The sequence below is a fragment of the Pseudomonas subflava genome (genome assembly GCF_023823685.1).
Taxonomy (GTDB): domain Bacteria; phylum Pseudomonadota; class Gammaproteobacteria; order Pseudomonadales; family Pseudomonadaceae; genus Aquipseudomonas; species Aquipseudomonas subflava.
In genome coordinates this window covers 213,446-237,613 of sequence record NZ_JAMXBF010000006.1, presented here as the reverse complement: position 1 = coordinate 237,613, position 24,168 = coordinate 213,446, and the positions used below count along the sequence as shown (strand labels likewise).

The window sequence follows — 24,168 nt, the reverse complement described above, 5'->3', positions numbered from 1 at the left end:
GGGAACAAATACGAGGGGGGAAGATTGGAGGCGGCCCCACCAGCCACACCCCGGCACACGATGTTCCCGCTGTGGCTGCTTCCTTCCGGACCTGACCAGGTTGACGGGTAATCGTTGCGGGGGGACCGATGGGACCACCATAACGACGCCCGTCGAGCGACGGGCCGCGCCATTGTACTGGCAAACCGAGAAGTTACAACCACTTAGACGCGAGGCCCGCTCTGCCGTGCCGAAGCAGGAAACGGGCCTCGGCCATCGCCGGACGATCCGCAACCGGCGGGTGCGGCGGCATGCAGCGCCGCGCTCAGACGCGGAAACGGCCGACCAGCTGCGCCAATCCGTGAGACAGCTCCGACAGCCGGGCGCTGGCCTGGGTGCTCTTTTCCGAGGTCTGCGCCGCCTCGTTGGACAAGTCGCGGATGTCACTGATGTTGCGGGCGATCTCCTCGGTCACGCTGCTCTGCTCCTCGCAGGCGGTGGCGATCTGCGCGGCCATGTCGTTGATCCGCGCCACCGAGTCGCCGGTGGCCGAGAGCGCGCCATCCACCCCGGCGGCACGCTCCACGCTGTCGCGGGCCTTGGCACTGCCGGAGTGCATGGCCCTGACCGCGTTCTGCACGCCGACCTGCAGGCGCTCGATCATCTGCTGGATGTCCTTGGTCGAGTCCTGGGTACGTGCAGCCAGGGCGCGTACCTCGTCGGCGACCACGGCGAAACCACGGCCCTGCTCGCCCGCCCGCGCCGCCTCGATAGCGGCATTCAGCGCCAGCAGATTGGTCTGTTCGGCAATGCCCTTGATCACCGCCAGCACGGCGCCGATGTTGGCGGTTTCCTGCTCCAGGGTCTGGATGGTTTCCGAGGCGCTCTCGACCTCATGGGCCAGCTGGCGAATCGCGTGGATGGTCGCACCGACCACCTCGGCGCCCTCACGCGACTGCACCTCGGCAGTACGCGCGGCATCCGCGGCGTTCTGCGCGTTGCGCGCCACCTCGTGCACGGCGGCGCTCATCTCGGTGGCCGCGGTACTGACCTGGTCCACCGCCGCATGCTCGCTGCTGATCAGGCGATCGTTGGCCGCCGCCATCCCCGCCAGAGTCTGTGCCGAGTCCGCGACCTCGCCGGTCACCCGGCCGACCTCGCGGATCAGAGGCTGCAGCTTGTCGAGGAAACGGTTGAAGGCGTCGCTGAGCTTGCCCAGTTCGTCGCGCGAGAGCACGTCCAGGCGCACGCGCAGGTCGCCGTCGCCCTCGGCGATCTGCTCGATGCGGTACAGCAGGTTGTGCAACGGGCGGGTCACCAGCGCCGGGAAGCCCAGCACCAGCACCACGCAGAGCAGCAGGCCGACGGCGATCACCATGCCCTGTTGCCAGCTGCGCTGGTCGCCCAGTTCGATGGCCGCAGCGCCCTCGGCGCTGGCGGCGTTGTCTTCCAGCTCGCCGAGCTTGTCGATGGGCTCGCGCATCGCCTCGAAGTGCGCCTCGCTATCGCCGAAACTGAGGGCGGATGCCGCCGCCGGGTCGCTGGTTGCCAGCTCCACGACCCGGCTGGAGGTGGCCTGCCACTGGGCGAAACCGCGGTCGAAATCGGCCACCAGCCTGGCGGCCTCAGGCCCGGGCTGCATGTCGGCATACTTGTGCACGCGCTCGTAGGCCTGCTGCAGGTTCTCCGCATGGGAGGCCTTGAGGGCATCGGCATACTGGCCGGCCGCCTCGTCGAGCAGGCTGCGTTCGGCGACGAAGGCCTGGTAGAGGTCGCGGTCGGCATTGAGCAGCAGGCTGATGGCGGGCAGGTAGCGATGGGCGAGACGCGTGCTGGAATCGGCCACCTGACCGATGCCCTGCATGCCCAGGCCACCCATGACCAGCAGCAGCATGGCGAGCAGCAGGATCGGTAGAGCGATTTTCCAGCGGAACCCCAGATCGGCGAACAGACGCAGCATGGTCGACTCCGAAGCGCAGTGATCATGGATCCAGCATAGCCGCCCTCATCCGTCATCGCTTTGTGGTAGCGTGCCGGCCGTAACGCCCACCCGCTGGGCCCCTTCCCCCGTATGGAGCGCCTCATGGCCATCACCAAAGAGCAGCTGATTTCCGATCTCGCCGAAGCCACCGACCTGCAGAAGAGCGACGTGCGCGCCCTGCTCGCCCAACTCGGCGAGATCGTCGCGGATGCCCTGGAGAATGACGGCGAGATCAGCCTGCCGGGCATCGGCAAACTCAAGGTCAGCGAGCGCCCGGCCCGAACCGGCCGCAACCCGGCCACCGGCAAGGCGATTCAGATCGCCGCCAAGAAGGCGGTCAAGCTGGTGCCGGCCAAGGCGCTGGTCGACGGCCTGAACTGATTCGGCAGAATTTGAACCAGTCAACGCTGCGGACACGCGCGTTTGTGCCGCAGTGCATCCTTGAGTAAGGTCGCTGCCAGCCCGGTATTGGGCCGGGTCGTACTAAAAGCCAAGGATGCTAGAAAATGCTGAAACGTATTCTGACTGCCACTGCCTTCGCCACCCTGCTGAGCGGCTGCGCCAACGGCCTGTCCCCGGTAGGCGTCGGCCTGATCACCGACGTGAAGGGCCCGATCACCGCCACCACCGCCCAGGGCAGCAAGCAGGGCACTGCCTGCGCCACCACCATCATCGGTCTCGTCAACAAGGGCGACGCTTCCATCGAAGCGGCCAAGGCCAACGGCAACATCTCCACCGTGGCCAGCGCGGACTACCACACCAAGGGCTTCTACCCCTTCTACGGCAAGACCTGCGTCAACGTCACCGGCCAGTGATGGCGCCGGGCCCCGGCGTCCGCCGGGGCCTCCCGTTCAGAGGCCGTAGCCGGCCAGCAGCTGTAGAAACTCCGCCTCGTCCATCACCTTCACGCCCAGCTCGTTGGCCTTGGTCAACTTGGAACCGGCGCCCGGCCCCGCCACCACGCAGGCGGTCTTCGCCGACACCGAACCCGCCACCTTGGCGCCCAGACTCTCCAGCTTGTCCTTGCCGACATCGCGGCTCATGGCCTCCAGCGTGCCGGTCAGCACCCAGGTCTGCCCCGCCAGCGGCAAGCCCTCGACCACCTTCTTCTCGCTCGCCCAGTGCATGCCGAATTCACGCAGCTGCGCCTCGATGCGTGCGGCGCGCTCGGCGTTGGCCGGGGTATCGAAGAAGTCGCGCAGGGATTTCGCGGCTTTTTCGTTGAGACGCTCGACCTGACGCAGGTCCAGCCAGTCGGCGTTGATCACGCCCTCCAGACTGCCGAACCTGGCCGCCAGCTTCTCGGCACCGGTGGCGGCGATGAAGGGGATGTTGAGCTTGTCGATAAAGCCCGGCAGGGTCGCGCAGGCGGAGAACTCGGGGCTGAGGTCGCCCTCCTCCTGCAGCTCGACGCCGCGGGCCAGCAGGTCGTCGATGACCTTGAGGTTGTGCGCGTCCTCGAAGAAGTTGTGAATCTCCGAAGCCACCTCCAGGCCGATGTCCGGCAGGTAGGTCAGCACCTCCGGCAGCGCCACGCGAATACGCGCCAGGGAGCCGAGGGCGCGGGCCAGCAACTTGGCGGTCTCCTCACCCACATCCGGAATGCCCAGGGCGTAGATGAAGCGCGCCAGGGTCGGGCGAGCGCTGTCCTTGATCGCCGCCAGCAGGTTGCGGGTCGACAGGTCGGCGAAGCCCTCCAGCGCCACCACCTGCTCGTAGGTCAGGGTGAACAGGTCGGCCGGCGAGGCCACCAGGCCGGTGTCCACCAGCTGCTCGACGATCTTGTCGCCGAGGCCCTCGATATCCAGAGCGCGGCGCGAGGCGAAGTGGATGATCGCCTGCTTGAGCTGCGCGCCGCAGGCCAGGCGGCCGACGCAGCGATAGACCGAGCCCTCGCTGGTGGTCTCGCGGCCCTTGCTGCGCTTGATCAGCTGGGTGCGCTCGACGGCGGAGCCACACACCGGGCACTGCTCGGGCACGTGCACCGCGCGGGCGTCCGCCGGGCGGCGTTCGGTGACCACCTGCATCACCTGCGGAATCACGTCGCCGGCGCGGCGGATGATCACGGTGTCGCCGATCATCAACCCCAGTCGCGCGACTTCGTCCATGTTGTGCAGGGTGGCGTTGGCCACAGTGACGCCGGCAACCTTGACCGGCTTGAGGCGCGCCACCGGAGTGACGGCGCCGGTGCGGCCGACCTGGAACTCAACGTCGAGCAGCTCGGTGAGTTCCTCCTGGGCAGGAAACTTCTGGGCCAACGCCCAGTGCGGGGTGCGCGCGCGGAAGCCCAGCTGTTGCTGGTCCTCGATGTTGTTGACCTTGAACACCACGCCGTCGATGTCGTAAGGCAGCGCCATGCGCCGCTCGCCGATGTCGCGGTAGTACTCCAGGCAGGCCTCAACGCCCTGGGCCAGCTTCAGCTCGCGGCTGATCGGCAGACCCCAGGTTTTCAGGCGTTGCAGCATGTCGAACTGGGTGTCGGGCAGCTCGCCGCTGACCTGGCCGACGCCATAGCAGCAGAACTCCAGCGGGCGGCTGGCGGTGATCTTCGAGTCCAGCTGGCGCAGGCTGCCGGCGGCGGCGTTACGCGGGTTGGCGAAAGTCTTGCCACCCACCTCGGCCTGGCGCGCGTTGAGCTCCTCGAAGCCGGCCCTGGGCATGTACACCTCGCCACGCACTTCCAGCAGCGCCGGCCAGCCCTCGCCCTTGAGGCGCAGCGGCACGTTGCGGATGGTACGCACGTTGGCGCTGATGTCCTCGCCTGTGCTGCCGTCGCCGCGGGTGGCTCCGCGCACCAGTTGGCCGTCGCGGTACAGCAGGCTGACCGCCAGACCGTCGAGCTTGGGCTCGCAGCTGTACGCCACCTCGGCGCCACCGCCAAACAGGTCTGCGGCATGGCCACCGCCGGAGAGGCCGAGACCGCTCTGCACGCTGCGGTCGAACCCCCGCAGGTCGTCCTCCTCGAAGCCATTGCCCAGGCTGAGCATGGGCACCTCGTGGCGCACCTGGCCGAAGGCGCTCAGGGCCTCGCCGCCGACGCGCTGGGTCGGCGACTCCGGCGTCACCAGTTCCGGATGCTCGGCCTCCAGTGCCTGCAGCTCGCGGAACAGCCGGTCGTACTCGGCGTCGGGCACGCTCGGTTCGTCGAGCACGTAGTAGCGGTAGTTGTGCTCGTCCAGCTCGGCGCGGAGCTCGGCAACACGTTGGGCGGCGTCGGTCATGGTGCGTGTGTCCTGGAAAACGACAAGAGCAGCCTAGGCTGCTCTTGGGGATGCATGCGGCAAAGCGATCAGCGTTTGCCGGCGAGCTGCTTCTTGCGTTCGAATTCGACGATGCGCTGGCGATAGTGTTCGATGGTCTGCGCGGTCATCACGCTGCGCTGGTCGTCCTTCAGCTCGCCGTTCAGCTCGTGGGCCAGCTTGCGCGCGGCGGCGATCATCAGGTCGAACGCCTGCTTGGGATGGCGTGGGCCCGGCAGGCCGAGGAAGAAGCTCACCGCCGGGGTGTAGAACAGGTCGAAGTCGTCCAGGTCGAAGGTGCCCGGCTTGACGCCGTTGGCCATGGAGAACAGCACCTCGCCGTTGCCGGCCATGCTCTCGTGGCGGTGGAAGATGTCCATCTCGCCGAAGCGCAGGCCGCTTTCCAGAATGTTCTGCAGCAGTGCCGGGCCCTTGAAGCCGTCCGCGTCACGGGCGATCACGTTGATCACCAGCACTTCCTCGACCGGGGGCAGGTCCTTGCTCGGCTTCATGTCGGCCAGGTCGTCCTCTTCCTCCACCGGAGTCAGCAGGGTCGGGACCGGCTCGTCGGCATCCAGGGCCAGGTCGCCCTGGCGCGGCTCGATGTTGCGCTTGCGATTGAGCTCGCTGGCGCTGACGGTGGGCATGTCCGCTTCGTTGAATTCGGGTTCGCGCTTGCGATCGATGACCCGCGCCGGGCCGAGCAGATCCGGGTCGGAGTCGTCATCCGGAAGGTTGCTGAAACTGTGGTCCAGCTTGAACTTCAACTTACCGCTGCCGCCCCGCATCCTCCGCCAGCCGTCGAACAGAATCCCGACAATGACGATGACACCGATGACGATCAGCCAATAACGCAGCTCCATGTAAATCCCAAGCCCCTGAGCGATGAAGATGAAAAATGAAAAACTAATGAAAACAAGGGCTTCCTGCCCTCTTGAAACGCGGATAACTGTATGTTTCTACAGGTAAAATCCGCGTGTAATAAAAGTGAGGCCTAAGCTAGCACGACGAACGGTAAATGTGCACCGTCGCCGGGCATTTCCTGAAGTTTCAAGCCTCCACCAGATTCATGGCCTCTTCCACGTCCACCGCCACCAGGCGCGAACAACCCGGCTCGTGCATGGTCACCCCCATCAGCTGATCGGCCATCTCCATGGCGATCTTGTTGTGGGTGATGTAGATGAACTGCACGGTCTCCGACATCTCCTTGACCAGCCGCGCATAGCGACCGACGTTGGCGTCGTCGAGCGGCGCGTCCACCTCATCGAGCATGCAGAACGGTGCCGGGTTCAATTTGAATATCGCGAATACCAGCGCCAGCGCGGTCAGCGCCTTCTCGCCGCCGGACAGCAGGTGGATGGTGCTGTTCTTCTTGCCCGGCGGGCGGGCCATGATGGCCACGCCGGTGTCCAGCAGGTCCTCGCCGGTCAGCTCCAGGTAGGCATGGCCGCCGCCGAAGACCTTGGGGAACAGCGCCTGCAGGCCGGCGTTGATCTGGTCGAAGGTCTCCTTGAAGCGATTGCGGGTTTCCTTGTCGATCTTGCGGATGACGTTCTCCAGGGTCTCCAGCGCCTCCACCAGGTCGGCGTTCTGCGCGTCCAGGTAGCGCTTGCGCTCGGACTGCTGCTGGTATTCGTCGATGGCTGCCAGGTTGATCGCGCCGAGACGGCCGATGCGCGCCGCCAACTGCTCCAGCTGCTGTTCCCAGGCCGCCTCGCTGGCCTCGTCCGGCAACGTGGCGAGCACGCCGTGCAGGTCGTAGCCTTCCTCCAGCAGCTGCTCCTGCAGCGCCTTGCGTCGCACGTTGAGGCCCTGCCAGTCCATGCGCTGCTGCTCTAGCTGGCCACGCAGCAGTTGCGACTGTTGCTCGGCCTGGCTGCGACGCTTCTCGGCGTCGCGCAGCTCGCGGTCGGCGTCTTCCAGGGCCAGGCGGGCGAGCTTGAGTTCGTCCTCAACGCCCATGCGCCGCTCCAGCAGCTCCTCGAGCTTCATGCGCAGCTCTTCCAGCGGCGCGGCGCCTTCCTCCAGATTGAGAGTGAGCTGCTCGCGGCGCTCGATGGCGCGCTCGAACTGCAGCTCCAGACGCTCGAGGGCCTGACGGGTGGATTCGTGCTGGGCGCGGAGAGAGCCCAGTCGCACGGCCAGTTGATGAGCGTGGTCCTTGTGCTGGCGCGCCTCCTGGCGTACCCGGTCGAGGCGCTCACGCAGCTGGTCGCGGCTGGCCAGCAGGGTCTCGCGCTGCTCGGTGTCGATGGCCATGGCGTCCAGCGCGTCCTGCAGCACCAGGCGCGCCTCGCCCAGCTGTTCCTGCTCGAGCTCGCGCTGCTCGGCGGCCTCACCCTGCTCTTCGTCCAGGCGACGACGGCGCAAGGCCAGCTGCTCGGCCTTGGCCTGGCCGGCGGAAAGCCTGGCCTTCAGCTCGCCCTGGCGACGTGATTCGTCCTGCACCAGGCGGCGTTGCTGTTCGCGTGCCTCTTCCTGCTGGCGCTGGGTCATTTGTAGTTGCTGCAGGCGCTCGTCCAGATCGGCCAGCGCCGCCTCGCGCTCGTCGCGCTCGTCCTGCAGGCGCTCCAGTTCCTGACCACGGGCCAGCACGCCGCTTTCTGCCTCGCTGGCGCGGCGCACCCGCAGGAAATGCCGACCGACCCAGTAGCCTTCGCGGCTGATCAGCGACTCGCCGTCGCCCAATTGAAGGCGCTGGGCCAGGGCCTGATCCAGGCTCTCCACCGGGCGCACCTTGCCCAGCCAGGGTGCCAGGTCGATATTGGCCTCGACCTTGTCCAGCAGGCTGCCGGCGATGCGCTCGCCCCCGCGCTGCGGATCGATCAGGCGCAGATCGCCCTGGTCGAAGCCGCTCAGGTTCAGGTTGTCGAAATCGTCCAGCAGCACGGCCTGCAGATCGGCGCCCAGCACCGTCTCCACCGCCAGCTCCCAGCCGTTCTCCACGCGCAGGCCCTCGGCCAGGCGCGGACGATGGCTCAGCTGCTGCTCGCGCAGCCACTCGGCGGCGCCCTTGCCGGGATTCATCGCGGCCTGCTGCAGCGCCTCCAGCGAGGCAATGCGGCCGTTCAGGCGCTGCAACTCGCCCTGGGCCTGCTGCTGGGCCTGGATGGCCCGCTGCAGCTCACCGCGCAACTGTTCGAGGCGCTCGGCCTGGCCTTCTTCGGCAGCGTGTAGCTCTTCGAGCTGCAGCTCGCTGGCGGCCAGCTGTTCGGAGAGTTCGAGAATCGCCGCGTCTTCGGGATCGGCGGCCAGTTGCGCGAGTTCGTCGGCGAGACGGCGCTGGCGTTCGACCAGGCGCTCCAGGCTCTGCTCCAGCTGGGCGATGCGCGACTGCTGCACCTCGGCCTGGCGGCGTGGCTCCGCGCTGCGCTGGTTGAAGCCCTCCCACTGCTCCTGCCAGCCGTGCATCGCGCTCTCGGCTTCTTCCAGCGAGGCAGCGGACTCCTCGGCGGCGGCGGCGGTCAGCTCCTGCTCGGGCGCGAGCATGTCCAGCTCCTCGCCCAGGGTCGCCAGCAGGGTGCGGTCGTGGCCCAGGTGGGACTCGGTCTCCAGACGCGCGCGCTCGGCCTCGTTGAGGTCGTCCTGCAGCTGGCGCAGGCGTTGCTGGCCGTGCTGGATGCTCTGCTCGACCCGGGCGATGTCGCCGCCCACCGAATAGAAACGGCCCTGCACCTGATTGAAGCGTTCGGACAGCTCGTGGTGACCGTCGCGCAGGCGCTCGATGCTGGCGTCGGCGCTGCGCTGCTCGGCCACCAGGGCCTCGAAGGCCACTTCCTGGTCGCCGATGACCTTCTCGCGGGCGCCGACCTGCTCATTCAGCGCCTGCCATTTGAGGGCGGCGAGCTGCGCCTTGAGCTGGCGCTCCTCGGCCTTGTATTCCTGGTACTTCTCCGCCGCCTGGGCCTGGCGATGCAGGCGTTCGAGCTGGCGCTCAAGCTCCTCGCGCAGGTCGGTCAGACGCGCCAGGTTTTCCTGGGTGCGGCGGATGCGGCTCTCTGTCTCGCGGCGGCGCTCCTTGTACTTGGAGATGCCGGCGGCTTCCTCGATGAAATTCCGCAGATCCTCGGGCTTGGCCTCGATCAGCTTGGAGATCATGCCCTGCTCGATGATCGAGTAGCTGCGCGGGCCCAGGCCGGTGCCGAGGAAGATGTCGGTGATGTCGCGCCGGCGGCACTTGGTGCCGTTGAGGAAATAGGTGTTCTGCGAGTCGCGGGTCACCCGGCGGCGGATGGAGATTTCGGCGAAGGCCGCGTATTCGCCCACCAGGCTGCCGTCGGAATTGTCGAAGATCAGCTCGATGGAGGCCTGGGTCACCGGCTTACGGGTGTTGGAGCCGTTGAAGATGACGTCGGTCATCGACTCGCCGCGCAGGTTCTTCGCCGAACTCTCGCCCATCACCCAGCGCACGGCGTCGATGATGTTGGACTTGCCGCAGCCGTTGGGCCCGACCACCGCCGCCATGTTGTTCGGGAAGCTCACGGTGGTGGGGTCGACGAAGGACTTGAAGCCCGCCAGCTTGATGCACTTCAGGCGCATGCCGGAGCCTGCGCGAAGACCGGGTCGGCGCCACGCGGGACATAGCTGTCCGCTGCCATCGAGTGCATGGAAATCCTTGTGATTGAGGGGCGAAACGGGAAGTCGCGCGAGTGTATCACAGGGTTTTTCGCAGCCGCGCTATGCTGTCCGCCCCATTCTGGAGAGGCCATGGATGCTCTCGGAAACACGCTGGAACGACCTGTGGCAGACACTCGGCGGCCCCCTGCCGAGGGGCTGCTTCGCCGAGCTGAGCGCCGCGTATGCCGCAGCGGATCGCCACTACCACGGGAGCGCCCATATCGAGGCCTGCCTGGGCCATCTGGACCGCTGGCGCCACTTGGCCGGGGACGCCGCGCTGTTGGAGCTGGCGCTGTGGACCCACGATCTGATCTACGACACTCGCCGCCAGGACAACGAGGCGGCCAGCGCCGAACGCGCCTGCCAGTGGCTGGAGGACGCCGGGCTCGGTGAACGGGCACCGGCGCTGCGCGAGATGATCCTCGCCACCCGCCATCAGGAGGCGCCGGCGGAGGCCGACGCTGCCCTGGTGGTGGACATCGACCTGTCCATCCTGGCCACGGATGAGCGGACGTATGCCGGCTACGAGGCGGCGGTGCGCACCGAGTACGCCTGGGTGCCGGAGCCGCTGTTCCGCGCCGGCCGCGCCAGGCTGCTGCGCCAGCTGCTGGATACACCGGCGCTCTATCAGCACGCGCCGCTGGCGGCCCTGTGGGAGGAGCCGGCCCGGCGCAATCTGGAGGCTGCGCTGACCGCTCTAGAACCTATTCCGAATCTCTTGAGCTAGAGCCAGGCAAGGCGCAACGACCAGCGGGAGTAACAGCTAGGCTGGCCCAAAGGGTGAGCGCCAGCGAATCAGTGGGGCGAGGACCGTTCGGAGTCGCGGGCGACTTTACGAGGTGTAAATGAGCAGTCCGAGACTACGCGTCCCGCCCCATTTCAACGCCGCATGGCCGACGATCAAGAGATACGGGATGGTTCTTAGTCGGCGATGGTCCGACCGAGCCCAGCCGGCACGCCGCTGCTGTCGGTGGGCTGCCACGGGCCGTTGGGGCTGCTGGCCCAGGTCCAGCCGCGGCTCCAGCGGTAATACACGCGCTCGCGGTAGTACAGCTTGTCGGCGCCCTGGATCACGTATACGCCCAGCGCCGGGTCCCAGTAGGCATTGCCGCCGGGCGGCGGCGCGTAGCGCGGGTGGCTCTGCTGCTTCTGCGCGGGGGCGTCGTCCTTGGACGTGACGCCCGGTTGCAGGGCGCAGCCGCTCAGGGCGAGCAGCAGGGTCAGGGAAAGACATGCCTTGTTCATTGCGCCTGCTCCGGGCTGTCGATCAACAGTTGCTGGGGTTCGCGGGTGCTGCTGGGAATCGGCTGGCCGCGGCCGACCCACTCACCCTGGGTGGCCACGCCGCTGCGCGAGATGCGCGCAACCAGCTGCACCTCGGCGAAGCTGGAGAGCTTGAGCTGCTCCATCATCGCATCCTTATCGCTCAGCTCGACCTTCGCCGGCAGGTCGGCCACGGTCAGGCGCTTGACCGCCAGCGGCATGGGCGGGCCTGAGGCAGCGCGGGCGAAGATGAACACCGCGTCGCCCGGCTGCACCTTGGCCTTGAGTTCCGGGGCCAGGTCGACGCTGACGCTGATCACCGCCATGGACTTGTTGACCAGCTCTTCAGGGGCCGGCTGGCCGCTGGCCTGCAGCTGCTCGCGGGCCTTGTCGATGCCGACCTGGATCGAGGCGCGCGACGGATCGTCCGCCGGCATCTGCTCCAGCAGGCGCTGCCAGTAGCTGGCGGCGTCGGCGAAGCGCTCGTCCTCGAAGGCGGCGATGCCGAGCAGGCCGAGGCTGGTCACCTCGCCGGCATCCAGCTTCAGCGCCTCGTCGGTCAGCGCCTGCAGTTCCTGATCCCACTGCTTGCCCTTGACGAAATACAGCGCCTGGGCCCACTGGCCGAGCAGCTCGGGCTGACGCCCGGCCACGCGCACGGCCTGCTCGTAGGCTTTGGCCGCCTCGGCGGCGCGGCCCTCGCCCATGTACAGGCGCGCCAGGAAGTACCAGGCCTCGGCAGACTCGGGGTTGTCCTTGACTGCCTGCTCCAGGCGCGCGGTCATCTGGTCCATGCTCGGCTGCTCCTGCAGGGCCGTCAGCTCCTGACTGGCGCCCCAGTGCCAATACAGGCCGAAGGCCAGGCCCGGCACGGCCAGGGCGATCAGCAGCGGCAAGGCGCGGCCCAGGCGATGGCCGCGGCCAGTGCCTGCGCCCTCGGTGTCGGCCAGCAGCTCGCGCGCGGCCTCGGCCTGACCGGCTTCGAACTGCGCGGCGGTGAGGGTGCCGGCGTCACGCTGGGCGGTGAGCTCGGCGAGGCGCTCTTGGTACAGCGCGACGTTGAGCGCGGTGCGGTCTTCCTCGGCCTGGGCGCGACGGCCGCGCAGCAGCGGGATCAGCAGAAAAGCCGTGCCGACCAGCAGCAACAGGCCGACGGCGAGCCAGAATTCGATCATCAGTCTTGGGTATCCCGGGTTTCTTTCAGCAGCGCGTTGAGGCGCTCATGTTCGGCGGCGCTCAGGGCCACCCGCTCGGGCGCCTTTTCGACCTTGCGGCGGCGCAGCACCAGCACGCAAAGGGCGATGGCGCCCAGGCCCAGCAGGCCGAACGGCCCATACCAGAGCAGCCAGGTGCGGCTGTCCAGCGGCGGTTTGTACATCACGAAGTCGCCGTAGCGCATGACCAGAAAATCGACGATTTCCCTGTCGCTCCGGCCCTCCTCCAGCATGCGGTAGATCTCGCGGCGCAGGTCGGTGGCGATCGGCGCGTTGGAGTCGGCGATGTTCTGGTTCTGGCACTTGGGGCAACGCAGCTCTTCGGTGAGGCTGCGGAAGCGCTCGCGCTCGACCTCGTCCTTGAACTGATAGGTGTCGATGGCGGCGCGGGCGGCGCCGACCAGGCTCAGGCCCAGCAGGCAGGCGATCAGCAGGCGCCTCACTGACCGTCCTCCAGCAGTGCCTGGTAGCGCGGCGCCAGTTCCTCGCGCCAGACACGCTCGTCGATGGCGCCGACGTACTTGTGGCGGATGATGCCCTGGGCGTCGATCAGGAAGGTCTCGGGCGCGCCGTAGACGCCCAGGTTGATGCCCAGCGATCCCTTGGGATCGGCGATGTTGACCTGATAGGGATCGAGGTAGTCCTTGAGCCACTTGCGCGCGGCCTCGCCGTCGTCCTTGTAGTTGACCCCGTGGATGATCACGCCGGCCTGGGCCAGGCGATTGAGCATCTGGTGCTCGGCCTTGCAGGTCGGGCACCAGGTGGCCCAGACATTGACCAGGGCCGGGCCCTCGAGGTCCTTCTCGGTGACCAGGCGCTGCTCGTTCTTCAGGTCCGATAGGCTGAAGGCCGGCAGCGGCTTGTCGATCAGTGCCGAGGGCAGCTCCTGCGGGTTGAGGAACAGGCCGCGGTACAGAAACACCGCCACGCCGAGGAACAGCGCCAGCGGCAGCAACAGGATCAGGCGCTTCATGCGGTGGCCTCCTTCATGCCCAGCACATCACGCACACGGGTGCGCACCTTGACCCGGTAGCGCGGGTCGAGCGCCGCCAGCAGGCCGCCGAGGCCCATCATCAGGCCGCCCAGCCAGATCCAGCGTACGTAGGGCTTGATGTGCACGCGCACGGCCCAGGCGCCATCCTCCAGCGGCTCACCGAGGGCAACGTAGAGATCGCGGGTGAAGCCGGCATCGATGCCCGCCTCGGTCATCGGCATCTGCTGCACGGTGTACAGGCGCTTCTCCGGGTGCAGCACGGCGATCTCCTCGCCCTCGTCCAGCACGCGCACGGTGCCCTTGTCCGAGGTGAAGTTCGGCCCTTCGAAGTGCTCCGCGCCCTCGAAGACGAAACGGTAGCCACCGAGTTCCAGCGACTCGCCCGGCGCCAGCCGCAGGTCGCGCTCGGCGCTGCCATGGCTGACCAGCACCACACCAACGGCGCAGGCGGCAATGCCCAGGTGCGCCAGCTGCATGCCCCAGTAGCTGCTGGAGAGGCTGCGAACGCCCTTGAGTAGGCCCTTGTGGCGGCACTTGTCGAGCAGGTCGCGCACGCCCGCCAGCAACACCCAGAAGGCCAGCAGGAACACCGCCAGCACGCTCCAGTGGAAGTCGCCGAAGGCCCAGCTGGCGAGGAAGCCGAGCACCGCGGCGCCGATCAGCACCGGGGTGAGCATGCCGGTCAGCCACTTCACCGGAGTGTCCTTCCAGCGCACCAGTACGCCGACCGCCAGGACCAGCATCAGCAGCGCCATCAGCGGCACAAACAGGGCATTGAAGTAAGGCGGGCCGACCGACAGCTTGGCGCCGGTCAGCGCGTCCAGCACCAGCGGGTAGAGGGTGCCGAGCAGGATCATCGAGGCGGCCACCACCAGCACCAGGTTGTTGGCCAGCAGGAAGGTCTCGCGCGACCACAGGGCGAAGCCCACCTGGCTCTTGACCACCGGCGCACGCAGGGCGAACAGCGCCAGCGAGCTGCCGACCACGACCAGCAGGAACACCAGGATGAACACGCCGCGCTCCGGGTCGTTGGCGAAGGCATGCACCGAGGTCAGCACGCCGGAGCGGACCAGGAAAGTACCGAGCAGGCTGAGGGAGAACGCGGCGATGGCCAGCAGCACGGTCCAGCTCTTGAACACGCCGCGCTTCTCGGTGACGGCCAGCGAGTGGATCAGCGCCGTGCCGACCAGCCAGGGCATGAAGGAGGCGTTCTCCACCGGGTCCCAGAACCACCAGCCGCCCCAGCCCAGTTCGTAGTAGGCCCACCAGGAGCCCAGGGCGATGCCGACGCCGAGGAAGGCCCAGGCGATGATGGTCCACGGCCGCGACCAGCGCGCCCAGGCGGCATCCAGCTTGCCGCCGAGCAGAGCGGCGATGGCGAAGGCGAAGGCCACCGAGAAGCCGACGTAGCCCATGTAGAGCATCGGCGGATGGACGATCAGGCCGAAGTCCTGCAGCAGCGGATTGAGGTCGCGGCCGTCCATCGGCGTGTTGACCAGCAACCGCTCGAACGGGTTGGAGGTGACGATCAGGAACAGCAGGAAGCCGACGCTGATCATGCCCATCACGGCCAGCACCCGGGCCAGCATCACGTCCGGCAGCTGGCGCGAGAAGATCGCTACGGCGAAGGTCCAGCCGGCGAGAATCAGCGCCCACAGCAGCAGCGAGCCCTCGTGCGCGCCCCACACGGCGCTGAACTTGTAGTACCAGGGCAGCGCGCTGTTGGAGTTGCTGGCCACGTAGGCCACGGAGAAGTCGTCGGCCATGAACGCCCAGGTCAGGCAGGCGAAGGCGAAGGCCAGCATGGCGAACTGGCCCCAGGCCGCCGGCTGGGCCAGGCCCATCCACTGGCGATCGCCGAGCCAGGCACCGATCAGCGGCAGCGTTGCCTGCACCAGCGCCAGGCACAGGGCGAGGATCAGGGCTATGTGGCCCAGTTCGGGGATCATCAGCGCGGCGGTCATTGCTGTGCCTCGCCATCGGCCGGCAGTTTTCCGCTCTCTTTGAGCGCCTTGGTGACTTCCGGCGGCATGTAGTTCTCGTCGTGCTTGGCCAGCACCTCGTCGGCGACCAGCACGCCTTGGTCATTCAGCTTGCCGAGGGCGACGATGCCCTGCTCCTCGCGGAACAGGTCCGGCAGGATGCCGCGGTAGCGGATGGTCACGTTCTTGGCGAAGTCGGTGACCACGAACTCGACGTCCAACGAATCGGCGGAGCGCTTGACCGAGCCCTTGGCGACCATGCCACCGGCACGGATGCGGGTATCCTTGGGCGCCTCGCCATTGGCGATCTGGGTCGGGGTGTAGAACAGGTTGATGTTCTCCTGCAGCGCGCTGAGGGCCAGGGCCACGGCGGCGGAGACGCCGACCAGGATGGCCAGGACGATGTACAGGCGTTTCTTGCGGACCGCGTTCAACTTTCTTTCTCCTGGAGGGGCTTCTCCCGGCGCAGACGGCGCGCCTCGTCTTGCAGGTAACGCCGGCGCGCTAGGATCGGCAACGCGACGTTGAGGACCAGTACCGCCAGGCTGATGCCGTAGGCCGACCACACGTAGACGCCATGGCTGCCCATGGCGAGGAATTCGGAGAAGGAGGCGAAGCTCATGCCCTGCCCTCCACCAGACGACCGACCTCGGCCTTCACCCAGCTGCTGCGGGCCTCGCGCTTGAGCACTTCGGTGCGCATGCGATAGAGCAGCACCGCGCCGAGGAAGCAGTAGAAGCCGAGTACGCAGAGCAGCAGCGGCAGCCACATCTCGGCGTTCATGCTGGCCTTGCCGGTGACCTTGAAGGTGGCCGGCTGGTGCAGGGTATTCCACCACTCCACCGACTTCTGGATGATCGGGATATTCACCGCACCGACCAGCGCCAATACGGCGCAGGCCTTGGCCGCGCTGTCGCGGTTGGTGATGGCGTTGCCCAGGGCGATGACGCCGAAGTAGAGGAACAGCAGGATCAGCATCGAGGTCAGGCGCGCGTCCCACACCCAGTAGGTGCCCCAGGTCGGCTTGCCCCAGATGGCGCCAGTGACCAGCGCGACGAAGCACAGCCAGGCGCCGATCGGCGCGGCCTGCTGCAGCGCCACATCGGCCAGCTTCATCTTCCACACCAGACCGACCAGGCCGGCCACCGCCATCAGCAGGTAGCAGGACTGGGCGAGGAACGCCGCCGGCACGTGGATGTAGATGATCCGGTAGCTGTTGCCCTGATACTTCTCGGGCGGCGCGAAGGCCAGGCCCCAGACGATGCCAACGGCCAGCAGCACGACGGCAGCCGCGGTCAGCCACGGCAGCCAGCGGCCGCTGCGCTCATAGAACCACTTGGGCGAACCCCACTGGTGAAACCAGGTCCATCTCATCACGGTGACTCTTTAGTTATTCGCCGACACTGATTCGCAGTCCGGCGCCAATTGCAAAGGGTGTCAGGGTGACCGCCAGGGCGGTCAGGCTGGCCAGCCACAACAGGTGACCGGCCGCCGGCAATCCTTGCAGGGCCGCCTGCAGCGCCCCGGTGCCGAGTATCAGCACCGGGATGTACAGCGGCAGAATCAACAGCGCCAGCAGCAGCCCGCCGCGCTTGAGGCCGACGGTCAGCGCCGCGCCCACTGCGCCGAGCAGGCTGAGTACCGGGGTGCCGAGCAGCAGCGAGCCGAGCAGCACCGGCAGGCAACGCCCTGGCAGACCGAGCATCAGCGCCAGCAGCGGCGCCAGCAGCACCAGCGCCAGCCCCGAGAACAGCCAGTGTGCCAGCACCTTGGCCAGGACCAGAAGGGGCAGCGGGTGCGACGAAAGGACCCACTGCTCCAGCGAGCCGTCCTCGAAATCGCTGCGGAACAGCCCGTCCAGCGAGAGCAGCACGGCCAGCAGCGCCGCGACCCAGATCAGCCCGGGCGACAAGGTCTGTAACAGATTGGTCTCGGGGCCGACGGCCAGCGGAAACAGCGCGATGACGATGGCGAAGAACACCAGCGGGTTGGCCAGCTCGGCCGGACGGCGGAACAGCAGGCGCGCCTCGCGTGACAGCAGCAGGAGGAAGACGTTGTTCATGCGCTGCGCCGCCCCAGGTCCAGTTCGCGATAGCCGGCGGGCTTCTCGGTCAGGCTGTGGTGGGTGGTGAGCACCACCATGCCGCCGCCATCGCAGTGGTGCGCCAGATGTGCCTCCAGCTGCGCGACGCCCTGCTTGTCCAGGGCGGTGAAGGGCTCGTCGAGAATCCACAATGGCGGTGCGTCCAGATACAGCCGGGCCAGGCCGACACGGCGTTGCTGGCCGGCAGACAGGGTGTGACAGGGTACATCCTCGAAGCCGCGCAGACCGACCGCCTCCAGCGCCTGCCAGATAGCTTCGCGCCCGGCCGGCCTATGCAGCGCACAGAGCCAGGCCAGATTCTCCTCCGCGGTAAGCAGCCCCTTGATGCCGGCCGCGTGGCCGATCCACAGCAGGCTGTCGCCCAGCTCGCCACCCTGTCGCGCCAGCGGCCTGCCGTTCAGCAGCACCTCGCCGGCGGTGGGCTGCATCAACCCGGCGAGCAGGCGCAGCAGGCTGGTCTTGCCGCTGCCGTTGGGCCCGGCCACCTGCAACAGGGTGCCGGCGCCGAGGTCCAAATCCAGGCCCTCGAACAGCAGGCGCCAGTCCCGCTCACAGGCGAGAGCTACGGCTTGGAGGCGAGGACTGGTCACTGCATGGCGTTCCGGAGGGGTTCAAGTCGGAGGGGGGCCGGCCGCTATACTGTGGCAAGTTGACCGTACAGCCAGCCCGAAACGGCCGGCATTATACATGCCGGGCTTTACCCTCCGAAGCCGGCTTTTTGACAGGGTGTGACCCGGCCATGGCAGAAATCAGCAGTCCTCGCCCGCTTCCCGCGACCCCGCCGGCCATTCGCCCTGCCCAGCCCAATCCCGCCGATCTCGCCGTCAAGCTGCTGCAGCCGCTCGACGGCACGCTGATGCCGGGCGAAACCGCCAAGGCCGAAGTGATAGTCGCCAAGGAGGCGGCGCAGAACTTCCAGCTGTTGCTCAAGCTGACCCTGGACAACGGCAAGCAGGCCACCCTAGAGGCGAGCAGCACCCGGCCCCTGGCCCAGGGCACCACGCTGGCCGTGACCGCACTCTCCGACACCCGCCTGGCGGTGGCGCTGCAAGGCTCGAGCGGCGGCACGCTCGGCGCGCTGGACCTCGAACAGGTACCGGCCGGCACGCTGCTGCAGGGCAAGGTCGAGGCGCGCGAGCAGATCGCCCAGGCCAAGGGCCAGCAGGCGCTCTACCGGGTGGTGGTGAGCCTGCTCAACACGCCGCTGGCCGGCAGCAAGCTGGACGTCGAAACAACGCTTCCGCTGGCCCTCGGCAGCCTGGTGACGGCGCAAGTCCAGGGCAGCCAGAGCCTCAGCTTCCTGCCGCTCAGCGGTCGACTCGATCAATTGGTACTCGGCCAGCAACTGGCCGCGCAACAGGCCCGCCAGGGATCGCTGGAAGGATTGTTCAAGGGCCTACAGGGCATGGCCCAGCAGGGCGATCTGTCGCCCGACCTGCGCGCCACCATCGACAAGCTGCTCGGCCTGCTGCCAGACGGCAAGCAGCTCGGCACCGCCGACGGTCTGGCCAAGGCCCTTGAACAGAGCGGCGTGTTTCTCGAGGCCAAGCTGCTCGGTGGCCAGGCCCAGCAGCTGCCGCAGGATCTCAAGGCCAGCCTGCTGCGCCTGGTCGCCCAACTGCTGCCGGGCCTGCCCGGTGGCGCGGCGATGCCAGCGACCAGTGCCGGCGGCGCGCTGGCACAGGCCCTGCCCGCCTTCGCCCGCAACGCCCTGGGCGCGCTCGGCCAGGCCAATCTGCGTCAGCAGGCCATGAGCTTTCCGCTGCCCTCGCGACTATTGCAGTCGATGGACGGCGAGCCCGATCTGGAGATCCTGCTCAAGCTGGCCGCGGCGGCCGTGTCGCGCCTGCAGACCCACCAGCTGTCGAGCCTGGCGCAGAGCCAGACGACGCCGGAAGGCAACCTGCTGACCACCTGGCAGTTAGAGCTGCCAATGCGCAACCAGCACGACGTGGTGCCGCTGCAGGTCAAGCTGCAGCGCGAGGAGCCGGGTCCCGACGGGCGCAAGGAACAGAAGGAAGCGCTGTGGCGCATCGACCTGGCTTTCGACCTTGACCCGCTGGGCCCGCTGCAGGTCCAGGCACAGCTGCTGCGTGGCGCTTTGTCCAGCCAGCTGTGGGCCGAACGCGCCGAGACGGTGAAGCTGATCGACCAGGAGCTGGACAACCTGCGTCAGCGCCTGCTGAGTGCCGGCCTCGAGGTTGGCGAGCTTAGCTGCTGTCAGGGCATGCCGCCGCAGGGGCCGAAGACGCATCTGGAGCAGCGCTGGGTGGATGAAACCGCATGAAGCAGGACAAGGCACCGCGCCAGGCCATCGCCCTCTCCTACGACGGCAGCAATGCGCCCAGCCTCACGGCCAAGGGCGACGACGAGCTGGCCGAGGCCATCCTGGCCATCGCCCGCGAATACGAAGTGCCGATCTACGAGAACGCCGAACTGGTACGCCTGCTGGCGCGCATGGAACTGGGCGACGCGATTCCGGAGCCGCTGTACCGCAGCATTGCCGAGATCATCGCTTTCGCCTGGTACCTCAAGGGCAAGCGCCCGGAAGGCTTCGTCGAAGACCCGGCGGAGCGCGACGTCACTCCACCACCGGGTTCGGCTCTCCCGCCGCTGTTGGCGGCGCCCCGAGAATGAAGGCGAACAGCTCGCCCTCCTGCCCCTTGCCCTGGGGAAAGTCCAGCAACTGCCAGGCGAAGTAGCCGCCACGGAAGTAGTAGATCTGCTGGAAGCCCCAGTCCACGGCGCGGCGCGCGGCCTCGGCGCTGTGCGGGCAGAACTCACTGTCGCAATACAGCACCAGCGGCATCTCCCGAGGCCAGTCCGTGCCCTGCAGCTCGGCGAAGCGGCCATCGAGTTCCAGATGCAACGCGCCGTGAACGTGCCCCCAGCCCCACTGCTGGGGCGGACGCACATCGATGAACAGCACACCGTACTCATACAGCTGGCGCGCCTGCATGACGCTGATGGTGGTGGCCCCGCTGACCTGCAGCGGCGCCTCGCTGGCCTGCGCAGGCGGCAACATCAGCAGCAATAGGAATATCAGCCCCGAACGCATGGCGGACCTCCTCTGGAAGTCACGTGGCCCCATGTGTTGAGACTAGGCGGGAATGCAGGACAGACTAGGAACCATTGACGCCGCAACGGCGGCGGATAAGAACCCCAGGACCTAAGGCGGCGCTCAGGAGCGCTGCTTCTGCGACTGGTGCAGACGGCTGACCAGCTCGGCCTCCGCCTGGCTGAGGCCGCAGGACTGAGTCAGGTCTTCCACACTGGCGCCCATTCCCACCAGGCGCGCAGCCTGGGTGAAGGACAGGCTGGAGGGATCGCGCTGCTCCATCTGGCTCAGCTTGTCCGGCAGCGGCGCCACCACACGGCGCAGCTCGTGCAGCTCCTCGCCCATGCGGATGCTGCCGGTGAGATAGGCGTCCAGGCGCTTGGCCAGCTCCTTGAGGCGCTGATCGCGGAGCGCGTCGCGCTCCTTCTGCAGTTCCGCCTGCTGGCGCAGCTTCAGCGACAGCTGATAGCAGGACACGGCCAGCAGTACGCAGAACAGACCAAGTACGGCCACCGCGATCGCCATCACGAGCATGGATCAGATGCTCTCCAGCTCGGACCACTCTTCCTCGCTCATCATCTTGTCCAGCTCGACCAGGATGAGCAGTTCGCCGTTCTTGTTGCAAACGCCCTGGATGAACTTGGCGGACTCGTCGTTACCCACGTTGGGCGCGGTTTCCACCTCGGACTGACGCAGATAGACCACCTCGGCCACGCTGTCGACCAGGATGCCGACCACCTGCTTGTCCGCCTCGATGATGACGATACGGGTGTTGTCGGTGACCGGCGCTGGCGGCAGGCCGAAGCGCTGGCGGGTGTCGATCACGGTCACCACGTTGCCGCGCAGGTTGATGATGCCGAGCACATAGGCCGGCGCCCCCGGAACCGGAGCGATCTCGGTGTAGCGCAGGACTTCCTGCACCTGCATCACGTTGATGCCGTAGGTCTCGTTGTCCAGGCGAAAGGTCACCCACTGCAGAATCGGATCTTCGGAACCCTGCGCTGACGATTTCTTCATGTCCCTAGCCTCAAGTTCGCGGGTCTGCCCGCTTGTCGTTAACTATAGAGCCCCGCACACGCGAGGCGTTGCATTCAGTGCGCGCGGATCGCTCCGTTGCGTGTGGCGCCGCTGGCGATCAGCTCGGCCAGGGCCGAGACATCGAGCAGCGCGCACATGTGTTCGATCACGGTACCGGCCAGCCAGGGGCGCTGCGAGCGCTGGCTGCGCCATTTGATCTCGTCGGGCTCCAGGCGGATCGAGCGGCTGACCTGGTGCACCGCGAGCCCCCACTCGTAACCCTCCACGGAGATCACGTACTGCAGCCCTTCGCGGAAATCCTCGCGGTAGCGCTCGGGCATCACCCAGCGCGCAGTATCCAGCACTTTCAGATTACCCGCCTGGCTGGGCAGTATGCCGAGGAACCAGTCGGGCTGGCCGAACAGCGGTGTCAGCTCGGCCTCGGCCAGCGGGTAGATGGAGCCCAGGCATACCAGCGGCACCGCCAGGGTAAGACCGGCGACATCGAACAGCAGGCATTCGAAGGGTTCGTCGGCCCAATCCGGTCGGCCGTCCAGACTCGGCGCAGCGGCCGGCACCGGCGCCTGTTCAATTTGCTCGGCGACTACCGGCTCGACCACGACCGGCGCCTCCACCTCGACCTCGATCAGCGGCGCCACTTCCGGCAGGCGCAGCTCGATCGTTGGCAGCACTTGCGGCTTGGCCTCGGCTAAGGCCAGCGGCCTCACCAGAACCGGCTTGGCCTCTTCCCTGCGAGCATCGCGCACCTGCTCCTCGATCACGGCGGCCTCGAACTCGTCGAGGCTAATGCTCTCTTCCAGGTCGACGGCAGCCTCCTGCAGCAGGGCATCCAGATAGGACTGCAGGGCCTGCTGGGGTCGGACGGCGGCGGTGGAGATGCGGCTCATAGGGAATTCCACGAAAGAGTCTGTACAGCCTATCGGCAGGTGCGGCCGAAGACTTGAACCCGTGAGATCAGCATAGCTCGCCCCCTCAGGCTACCTGAGAGGCCGGCTGCCCCGCCAGCAGGTGCTTGAGCAAGGCGCGATAGGCGATCACCCCGCGGCTGTTGCCATCGAACTGGGACGGCGTCAGTCCGGCACGGCTGGCGTCGCGCAGGCGGGTATCCACCGGCACGTAGGCTTGCCACAGGTGTTCGGGAAACGAGTTGCGCAACACCCGCAGGGTGTTCAGCGACGCCTGGGTACGACGGTCGAATAGGGTCGGCACGATGGTGTAGGGCAGCGGCTGCTTGCGCGAACGGTTGACCATGTTGAGGGTGCTGACCATGCGTTCCAGGCCTTTCACGGCAAGAAACTCGGTCTGCACCGGAATCACCAGTTGCTGGCTCGCGGCCAGCGCATTGACCATCAGCACGCCGAGCAGCGGCGGGCTGTCGATGATGGCGTGGTCGAACCGGTCCCACAGCTGCGCCAGGCTTTTGGCGATCACCAGCCCCAGGCCGTTCTGCCCCGGCGATTGGCGCTCCAGGGTCGCCAGCGCGGTGCTGGACGGCAGCAGGGCGATGTTCTCGTGGCTGGTCGGCAGCAAAAGCTCGGCCGGCAAGCCCTGCGGCACGTTGCCCTGGTGCAGGAACAGGTTGAAATTGCTGTGCTCGAGGGTGTCCGGATCGTGGCCGAAATAGCTGGTCATCGACCCGTGCGGATCGAGATCGACCACCACCACGCGCTTACCCGCCTCGGCCAGCAAACCCGCCAGGGCGATGGATGAGGTGGTCTTGCCGACTCCACCCTTTTGATTGGCTACTGCCCAGACTTTCATGCTCTTCATCCTCCCGGCCCTGTCCGCCTCAGCCGAGAACTGGAACGCCTCAGGGTGCAGGCGTCGAAATATTGGCGGGACCGGTCACCGGAGCCGCAGATGGCTGTGGCGGTGCAGGTTGCGTGCCAGCCCGCTTCAGCGCGGCGTCGGGCTGCGCCTTGCCGCTGCCCACACCGCTGACACTACGACGCACATCGAGATTGCGCGACACCACCAGCACCACGCGGCGATTGCGTGCCCGCCCTTCCTCGGTGTCGTTGTCGGCCACCGGCTGGAATTCGCCGTAACCGACGGCCGCCAAACGCCCCGGATTGACGCCGTCCATCGCCAGCATCCGCACTATGCTGGCTGCCCGCGCGGCGGAAAGTTCCCAGTTGCTCGGATACTGCGAGGTATTGATCGGCAGGTTGTCGGTGAAGCCTTCGACATGCACCGGGTTCTCGTACGGCGAGAGAATCTTCGCCACTTTCTCGATGAGCGCGAAGGCCGTGTCGTTGGGTACGGCATCGCCACTCGGAAAAAGCAGGCTGGAATTGAGCTCGATCTCCACCCACAGCTCGTTGCCGCGCACGGTCAGCTGCTCCGAGGTGATCAGGTCGCCAAAGGCGTCGCGCATGCTGGAAGCGATCTGCTGCAACGGGTCGCTGGCCGGGTCGTCGCTGGAGGTGGTGCTGTTGGGGTTGTCCTCGATCATCGAGCGATCCGGCTCGGTGGTCCGCGGCTTCTCGTCGCCGATGGGAATCGGCTTGATCGCCCGCTCCGGCTCGCTGAACACGCCCGTCAGGCTCTCCGACAGCACCTTGTACTTGCCCTCGTTGATCGAGGAGATCGAGTACATCACCACGAAGAAGGCGAACAGCAGGGTGATGAAGTCCGCGTAGGACACCAGCCAGCGTTCGTGATTTTCGTGCTCTTCGTGAATCCGCCGACGGGGCATG

Annotated in this window: 25 protein-coding genes, 1 other RNA gene and 1 pseudogene; 5 read left to right on the top strand and 22 right to left on the bottom strand. The window is 67.1% G+C overall.

Going from position 1 to position 24,168, the window contains the following annotated elements; all coding sequences use genetic code 11:
- Window positions 1–34 precede the first annotated feature (34 nt).
- From ffs to NF616_RS21405, 3 genes and pseudogenes are all read right to left on the bottom strand, one after another.
- Window positions 35–131: signal recognition particle sRNA small type (gene ffs, locus NF616_RS10265), an RNA gene on the bottom strand.
- A gap of 173 nt (window positions 132–304) precedes the next feature.
- Complete coding sequence (locus tag NF616_RS21410; RefSeq protein WP_434091881.1) at window positions 305–1,084, bottom strand: methyl-accepting chemotaxis protein; 780 nt, start codon at window positions 1,082–1,084, stop codon at window positions 305–307.
- 78 nt (window positions 1,085–1,162) lie between these two features.
- A pseudogene (locus NF616_RS21405) lies at window positions 1,163–1,939 on the bottom strand (HAMP domain-containing protein); the annotation flags it as partial.
- A 111-nt stretch (window positions 1,940–2,050) separates the two neighbouring features.
- On the opposite strand from NF616_RS21405, the gene NF616_RS10255 reads away from it, so the two are divergent.
- The gene (locus NF616_RS10255) at window positions 2,051–2,341 is read left to right on the top strand and encodes an HU family DNA-binding protein (protein ID WP_286675005.1); all 291 of its coding nucleotides are present in this window, start codon (window positions 2,051–2,053) and stop codon (window positions 2,339–2,341) included.
- A 125-nt stretch (window positions 2,342–2,466) separates the two neighbouring features.
- Complete coding sequence (locus tag NF616_RS10250) at window positions 2,467–2,775, top strand: TRL-like family protein (RefSeq protein WP_252273150.1); 309 nt, start codon at window positions 2,467–2,469, stop codon at window positions 2,773–2,775.
- 36 nt (window positions 2,776–2,811) lie between these two features.
- Here the strand turns inward: NF616_RS10250 and ligA are convergent, their stop codons facing one another.
- From ligA to smc, 3 genes are all read right to left on the bottom strand, one after another.
- Complete coding sequence (ligA, locus tag NF616_RS10245) at window positions 2,812–5,181, bottom strand: NAD-dependent DNA ligase LigA (RefSeq protein ID WP_252273149.1); 2,370 nt, start codon at window positions 5,179–5,181, stop codon at window positions 2,812–2,814.
- Between the two features lie 68 nt (window positions 5,182–5,249).
- On the bottom strand, window positions 5,250–6,062 hold the full coding sequence (gene zipA / locus NF616_RS10240; RefSeq protein WP_252273148.1) for a cell division protein ZipA: 813 nt from the start codon (window positions 6,060–6,062) through the stop codon (window positions 5,250–5,252).
- Window positions 6,063–6,249: 187 nt separating this feature from the next.
- The gene (gene smc, locus NF616_RS10235; protein WP_252273147.1) at window positions 6,250–9,738 is read right to left on the bottom strand and encodes a chromosome segregation protein SMC; all 3,489 of its coding nucleotides are present in this window, start codon (window positions 9,736–9,738) and stop codon (window positions 6,250–6,252) included.
- 172 nt (window positions 9,739–9,910) lie between these two features.
- Here smc and NF616_RS10230 point away from each other — a divergent pair, with 172 nt between their 5' ends.
- Window positions 9,911–10,543, top strand: coding sequence for an HD domain-containing protein (locus NF616_RS10230; RefSeq protein ID WP_252273146.1), 633 nt, complete (start codon window positions 9,911–9,913; stop codon window positions 10,541–10,543).
- Between the two features lie 194 nt (window positions 10,544–10,737).
- On the opposite strand, the gene NF616_RS10225 is transcribed toward NF616_RS10230, so the two are convergent.
- The 10 genes from NF616_RS10225 to ccmA are packed head-to-tail and all read right to left on the bottom strand — an operon-like array spanning window position 10,738 to window position 17,963.
- Window positions 10,738–11,061, bottom strand: coding sequence for a hypothetical protein (locus tag NF616_RS10225; RefSeq protein ID WP_252273144.1), 324 nt, complete (start codon window positions 11,059–11,061; stop codon window positions 10,738–10,740).
- Window positions 11,058–12,254, bottom strand: coding sequence for a c-type cytochrome biogenesis protein CcmI (gene ccmI / locus NF616_RS10220; RefSeq protein WP_252273143.1), 1,197 nt, complete (start codon window positions 12,252–12,254; stop codon window positions 11,058–11,060). The genes NF616_RS10225 and ccmI overlap by 4 nt, the downstream gene beginning before the upstream one ends.
- Window positions 12,254–12,736 (bottom strand): cytochrome c-type biogenesis protein, encoded by a 483-nt coding sequence (locus NF616_RS10215; protein WP_252273141.1) that lies wholly within the window; start codon window positions 12,734–12,736, stop codon window positions 12,254–12,256. Before NF616_RS10215 ends, ccmI begins: the two co-directional genes overlap by 1 nt.
- Window positions 12,733–13,266: a DsbE family thiol:disulfide interchange protein gene (locus NF616_RS10210; RefSeq protein ID WP_252273140.1), complete on the bottom strand. Its 534-nt coding sequence runs from the start codon at window positions 13,264–13,266 to the stop codon at window positions 12,733–12,735. Before NF616_RS10210 ends, NF616_RS10215 begins: the two co-directional genes overlap by 4 nt.
- Window positions 13,263–15,236: a heme lyase CcmF/NrfE family subunit gene (locus NF616_RS10205; protein ID WP_252273393.1), complete on the bottom strand. Its 1,974-nt coding sequence runs from the start codon at window positions 15,234–15,236 to the stop codon at window positions 13,263–13,265. Before NF616_RS10205 ends, NF616_RS10210 begins: the two co-directional genes overlap by 4 nt.
- A gap of 11 nt (window positions 15,237–15,247) precedes the next feature.
- Window positions 15,248–15,703 (bottom strand): cytochrome c maturation protein CcmE, encoded by a 456-nt coding sequence (gene ccmE, locus NF616_RS10200; RefSeq protein WP_252273138.1) that lies wholly within the window; start codon window positions 15,701–15,703, stop codon window positions 15,248–15,250.
- Window positions 15,700–15,891 (bottom strand): heme exporter protein CcmD, encoded by a 192-nt coding sequence (gene ccmD, locus NF616_RS10195; protein WP_252273136.1) that lies wholly within the window; start codon window positions 15,889–15,891, stop codon window positions 15,700–15,702. Before ccmD ends, ccmE begins: the two co-directional genes overlap by 4 nt.
- On the bottom strand, window positions 15,888–16,646 hold the full coding sequence (locus NF616_RS10190; RefSeq protein ID WP_252273135.1) for a heme ABC transporter permease: 759 nt from the start codon (window positions 16,644–16,646) through the stop codon (window positions 15,888–15,890). Before NF616_RS10190 ends, ccmD begins: the two co-directional genes overlap by 4 nt.
- Before the next feature lie 13 nt (window positions 16,647–16,659).
- Window positions 16,660–17,331: a heme exporter protein CcmB gene (gene ccmB / locus NF616_RS10185; protein WP_252273133.1), complete on the bottom strand. Its 672-nt coding sequence runs from the start codon at window positions 17,329–17,331 to the stop codon at window positions 16,660–16,662.
- Window positions 17,328–17,963: a cytochrome c biogenesis heme-transporting ATPase CcmA gene (gene ccmA / locus NF616_RS10180; protein WP_252273131.1), complete on the bottom strand. Its 636-nt coding sequence runs from the start codon at window positions 17,961–17,963 to the stop codon at window positions 17,328–17,330. The genes ccmB and ccmA overlap by 4 nt, the downstream gene beginning before the upstream one ends.
- A gap of 149 nt (window positions 17,964–18,112) precedes the next feature.
- Between ccmA and fliK the strand changes: the two genes are divergently transcribed.
- Both fliK and NF616_RS10170 read left to right on the top strand, forming a co-directional pair.
- Window positions 18,113–19,660: a flagellar hook-length control protein FliK gene (gene fliK, locus NF616_RS10175; RefSeq protein ID WP_252273130.1), complete on the top strand. Its 1,548-nt coding sequence runs from the start codon at window positions 18,113–18,115 to the stop codon at window positions 19,658–19,660.
- The gene (locus NF616_RS10170) at window positions 19,657–20,010 is read left to right on the top strand and encodes an EscU/YscU/HrcU family type III secretion system export apparatus switch protein (protein ID WP_252273128.1); all 354 of its coding nucleotides are present in this window, start codon (window positions 19,657–19,659) and stop codon (window positions 20,008–20,010) included. Before fliK ends, NF616_RS10170 begins: the two co-directional genes overlap by 4 nt.
- On the opposite strand, the gene NF616_RS10165 is transcribed toward NF616_RS10170, so the two are convergent.
- The 6 genes from NF616_RS10165 to motD form a co-directional block, all read right to left on the bottom strand.
- The gene (locus NF616_RS10165) at window positions 19,955–20,431 is read right to left on the bottom strand and encodes a rhodanese-like domain-containing protein (protein WP_252273127.1); all 477 of its coding nucleotides are present in this window, start codon (window positions 20,429–20,431) and stop codon (window positions 19,955–19,957) included. The genes NF616_RS10170 and NF616_RS10165 overlap by 56 nt on opposite strands.
- A gap of 123 nt (window positions 20,432–20,554) precedes the next feature.
- Window positions 20,555–20,965 (bottom strand): DUF2802 domain-containing protein, encoded by a 411-nt coding sequence (locus NF616_RS10160; RefSeq protein ID WP_252273126.1) that lies wholly within the window; start codon window positions 20,963–20,965, stop codon window positions 20,555–20,557.
- A gap of 3 nt (window positions 20,966–20,968) precedes the next feature.
- Entirely contained in the window at window positions 20,969–21,448 is a 480-nt protein-coding gene (locus NF616_RS10155) for a chemotaxis protein CheW (protein ID WP_252273125.1), read from the bottom strand.
- Window positions 21,449–21,522: 74 nt separating this feature from the next.
- On the bottom strand, window positions 21,523–22,356 hold the full coding sequence (locus NF616_RS10150) for a CheW domain-containing protein (protein ID WP_252273123.1): 834 nt from the start codon (window positions 22,354–22,356) through the stop codon (window positions 21,523–21,525).
- A gap of 85 nt (window positions 22,357–22,441) precedes the next feature.
- Window positions 22,442–23,230 carry a ParA family protein gene (locus NF616_RS10145; protein ID WP_252273122.1) on the bottom strand — a complete coding sequence of 263 codons (789 nt, stop codon included), beginning with the start codon at window positions 23,228–23,230 and terminating at the stop codon, window positions 22,442–22,444.
- Window positions 23,231–23,279: 49 nt separating this feature from the next.
- Window positions 23,280–24,167 carry a flagellar motor protein MotD gene (gene motD / locus NF616_RS10140; protein WP_252273120.1) on the bottom strand — a complete coding sequence of 296 codons (888 nt, stop codon included), beginning with the start codon at window positions 24,165–24,167 and terminating at the stop codon, window positions 23,280–23,282.
- Window position 24,168: the final 1 nt, after the last annotated feature.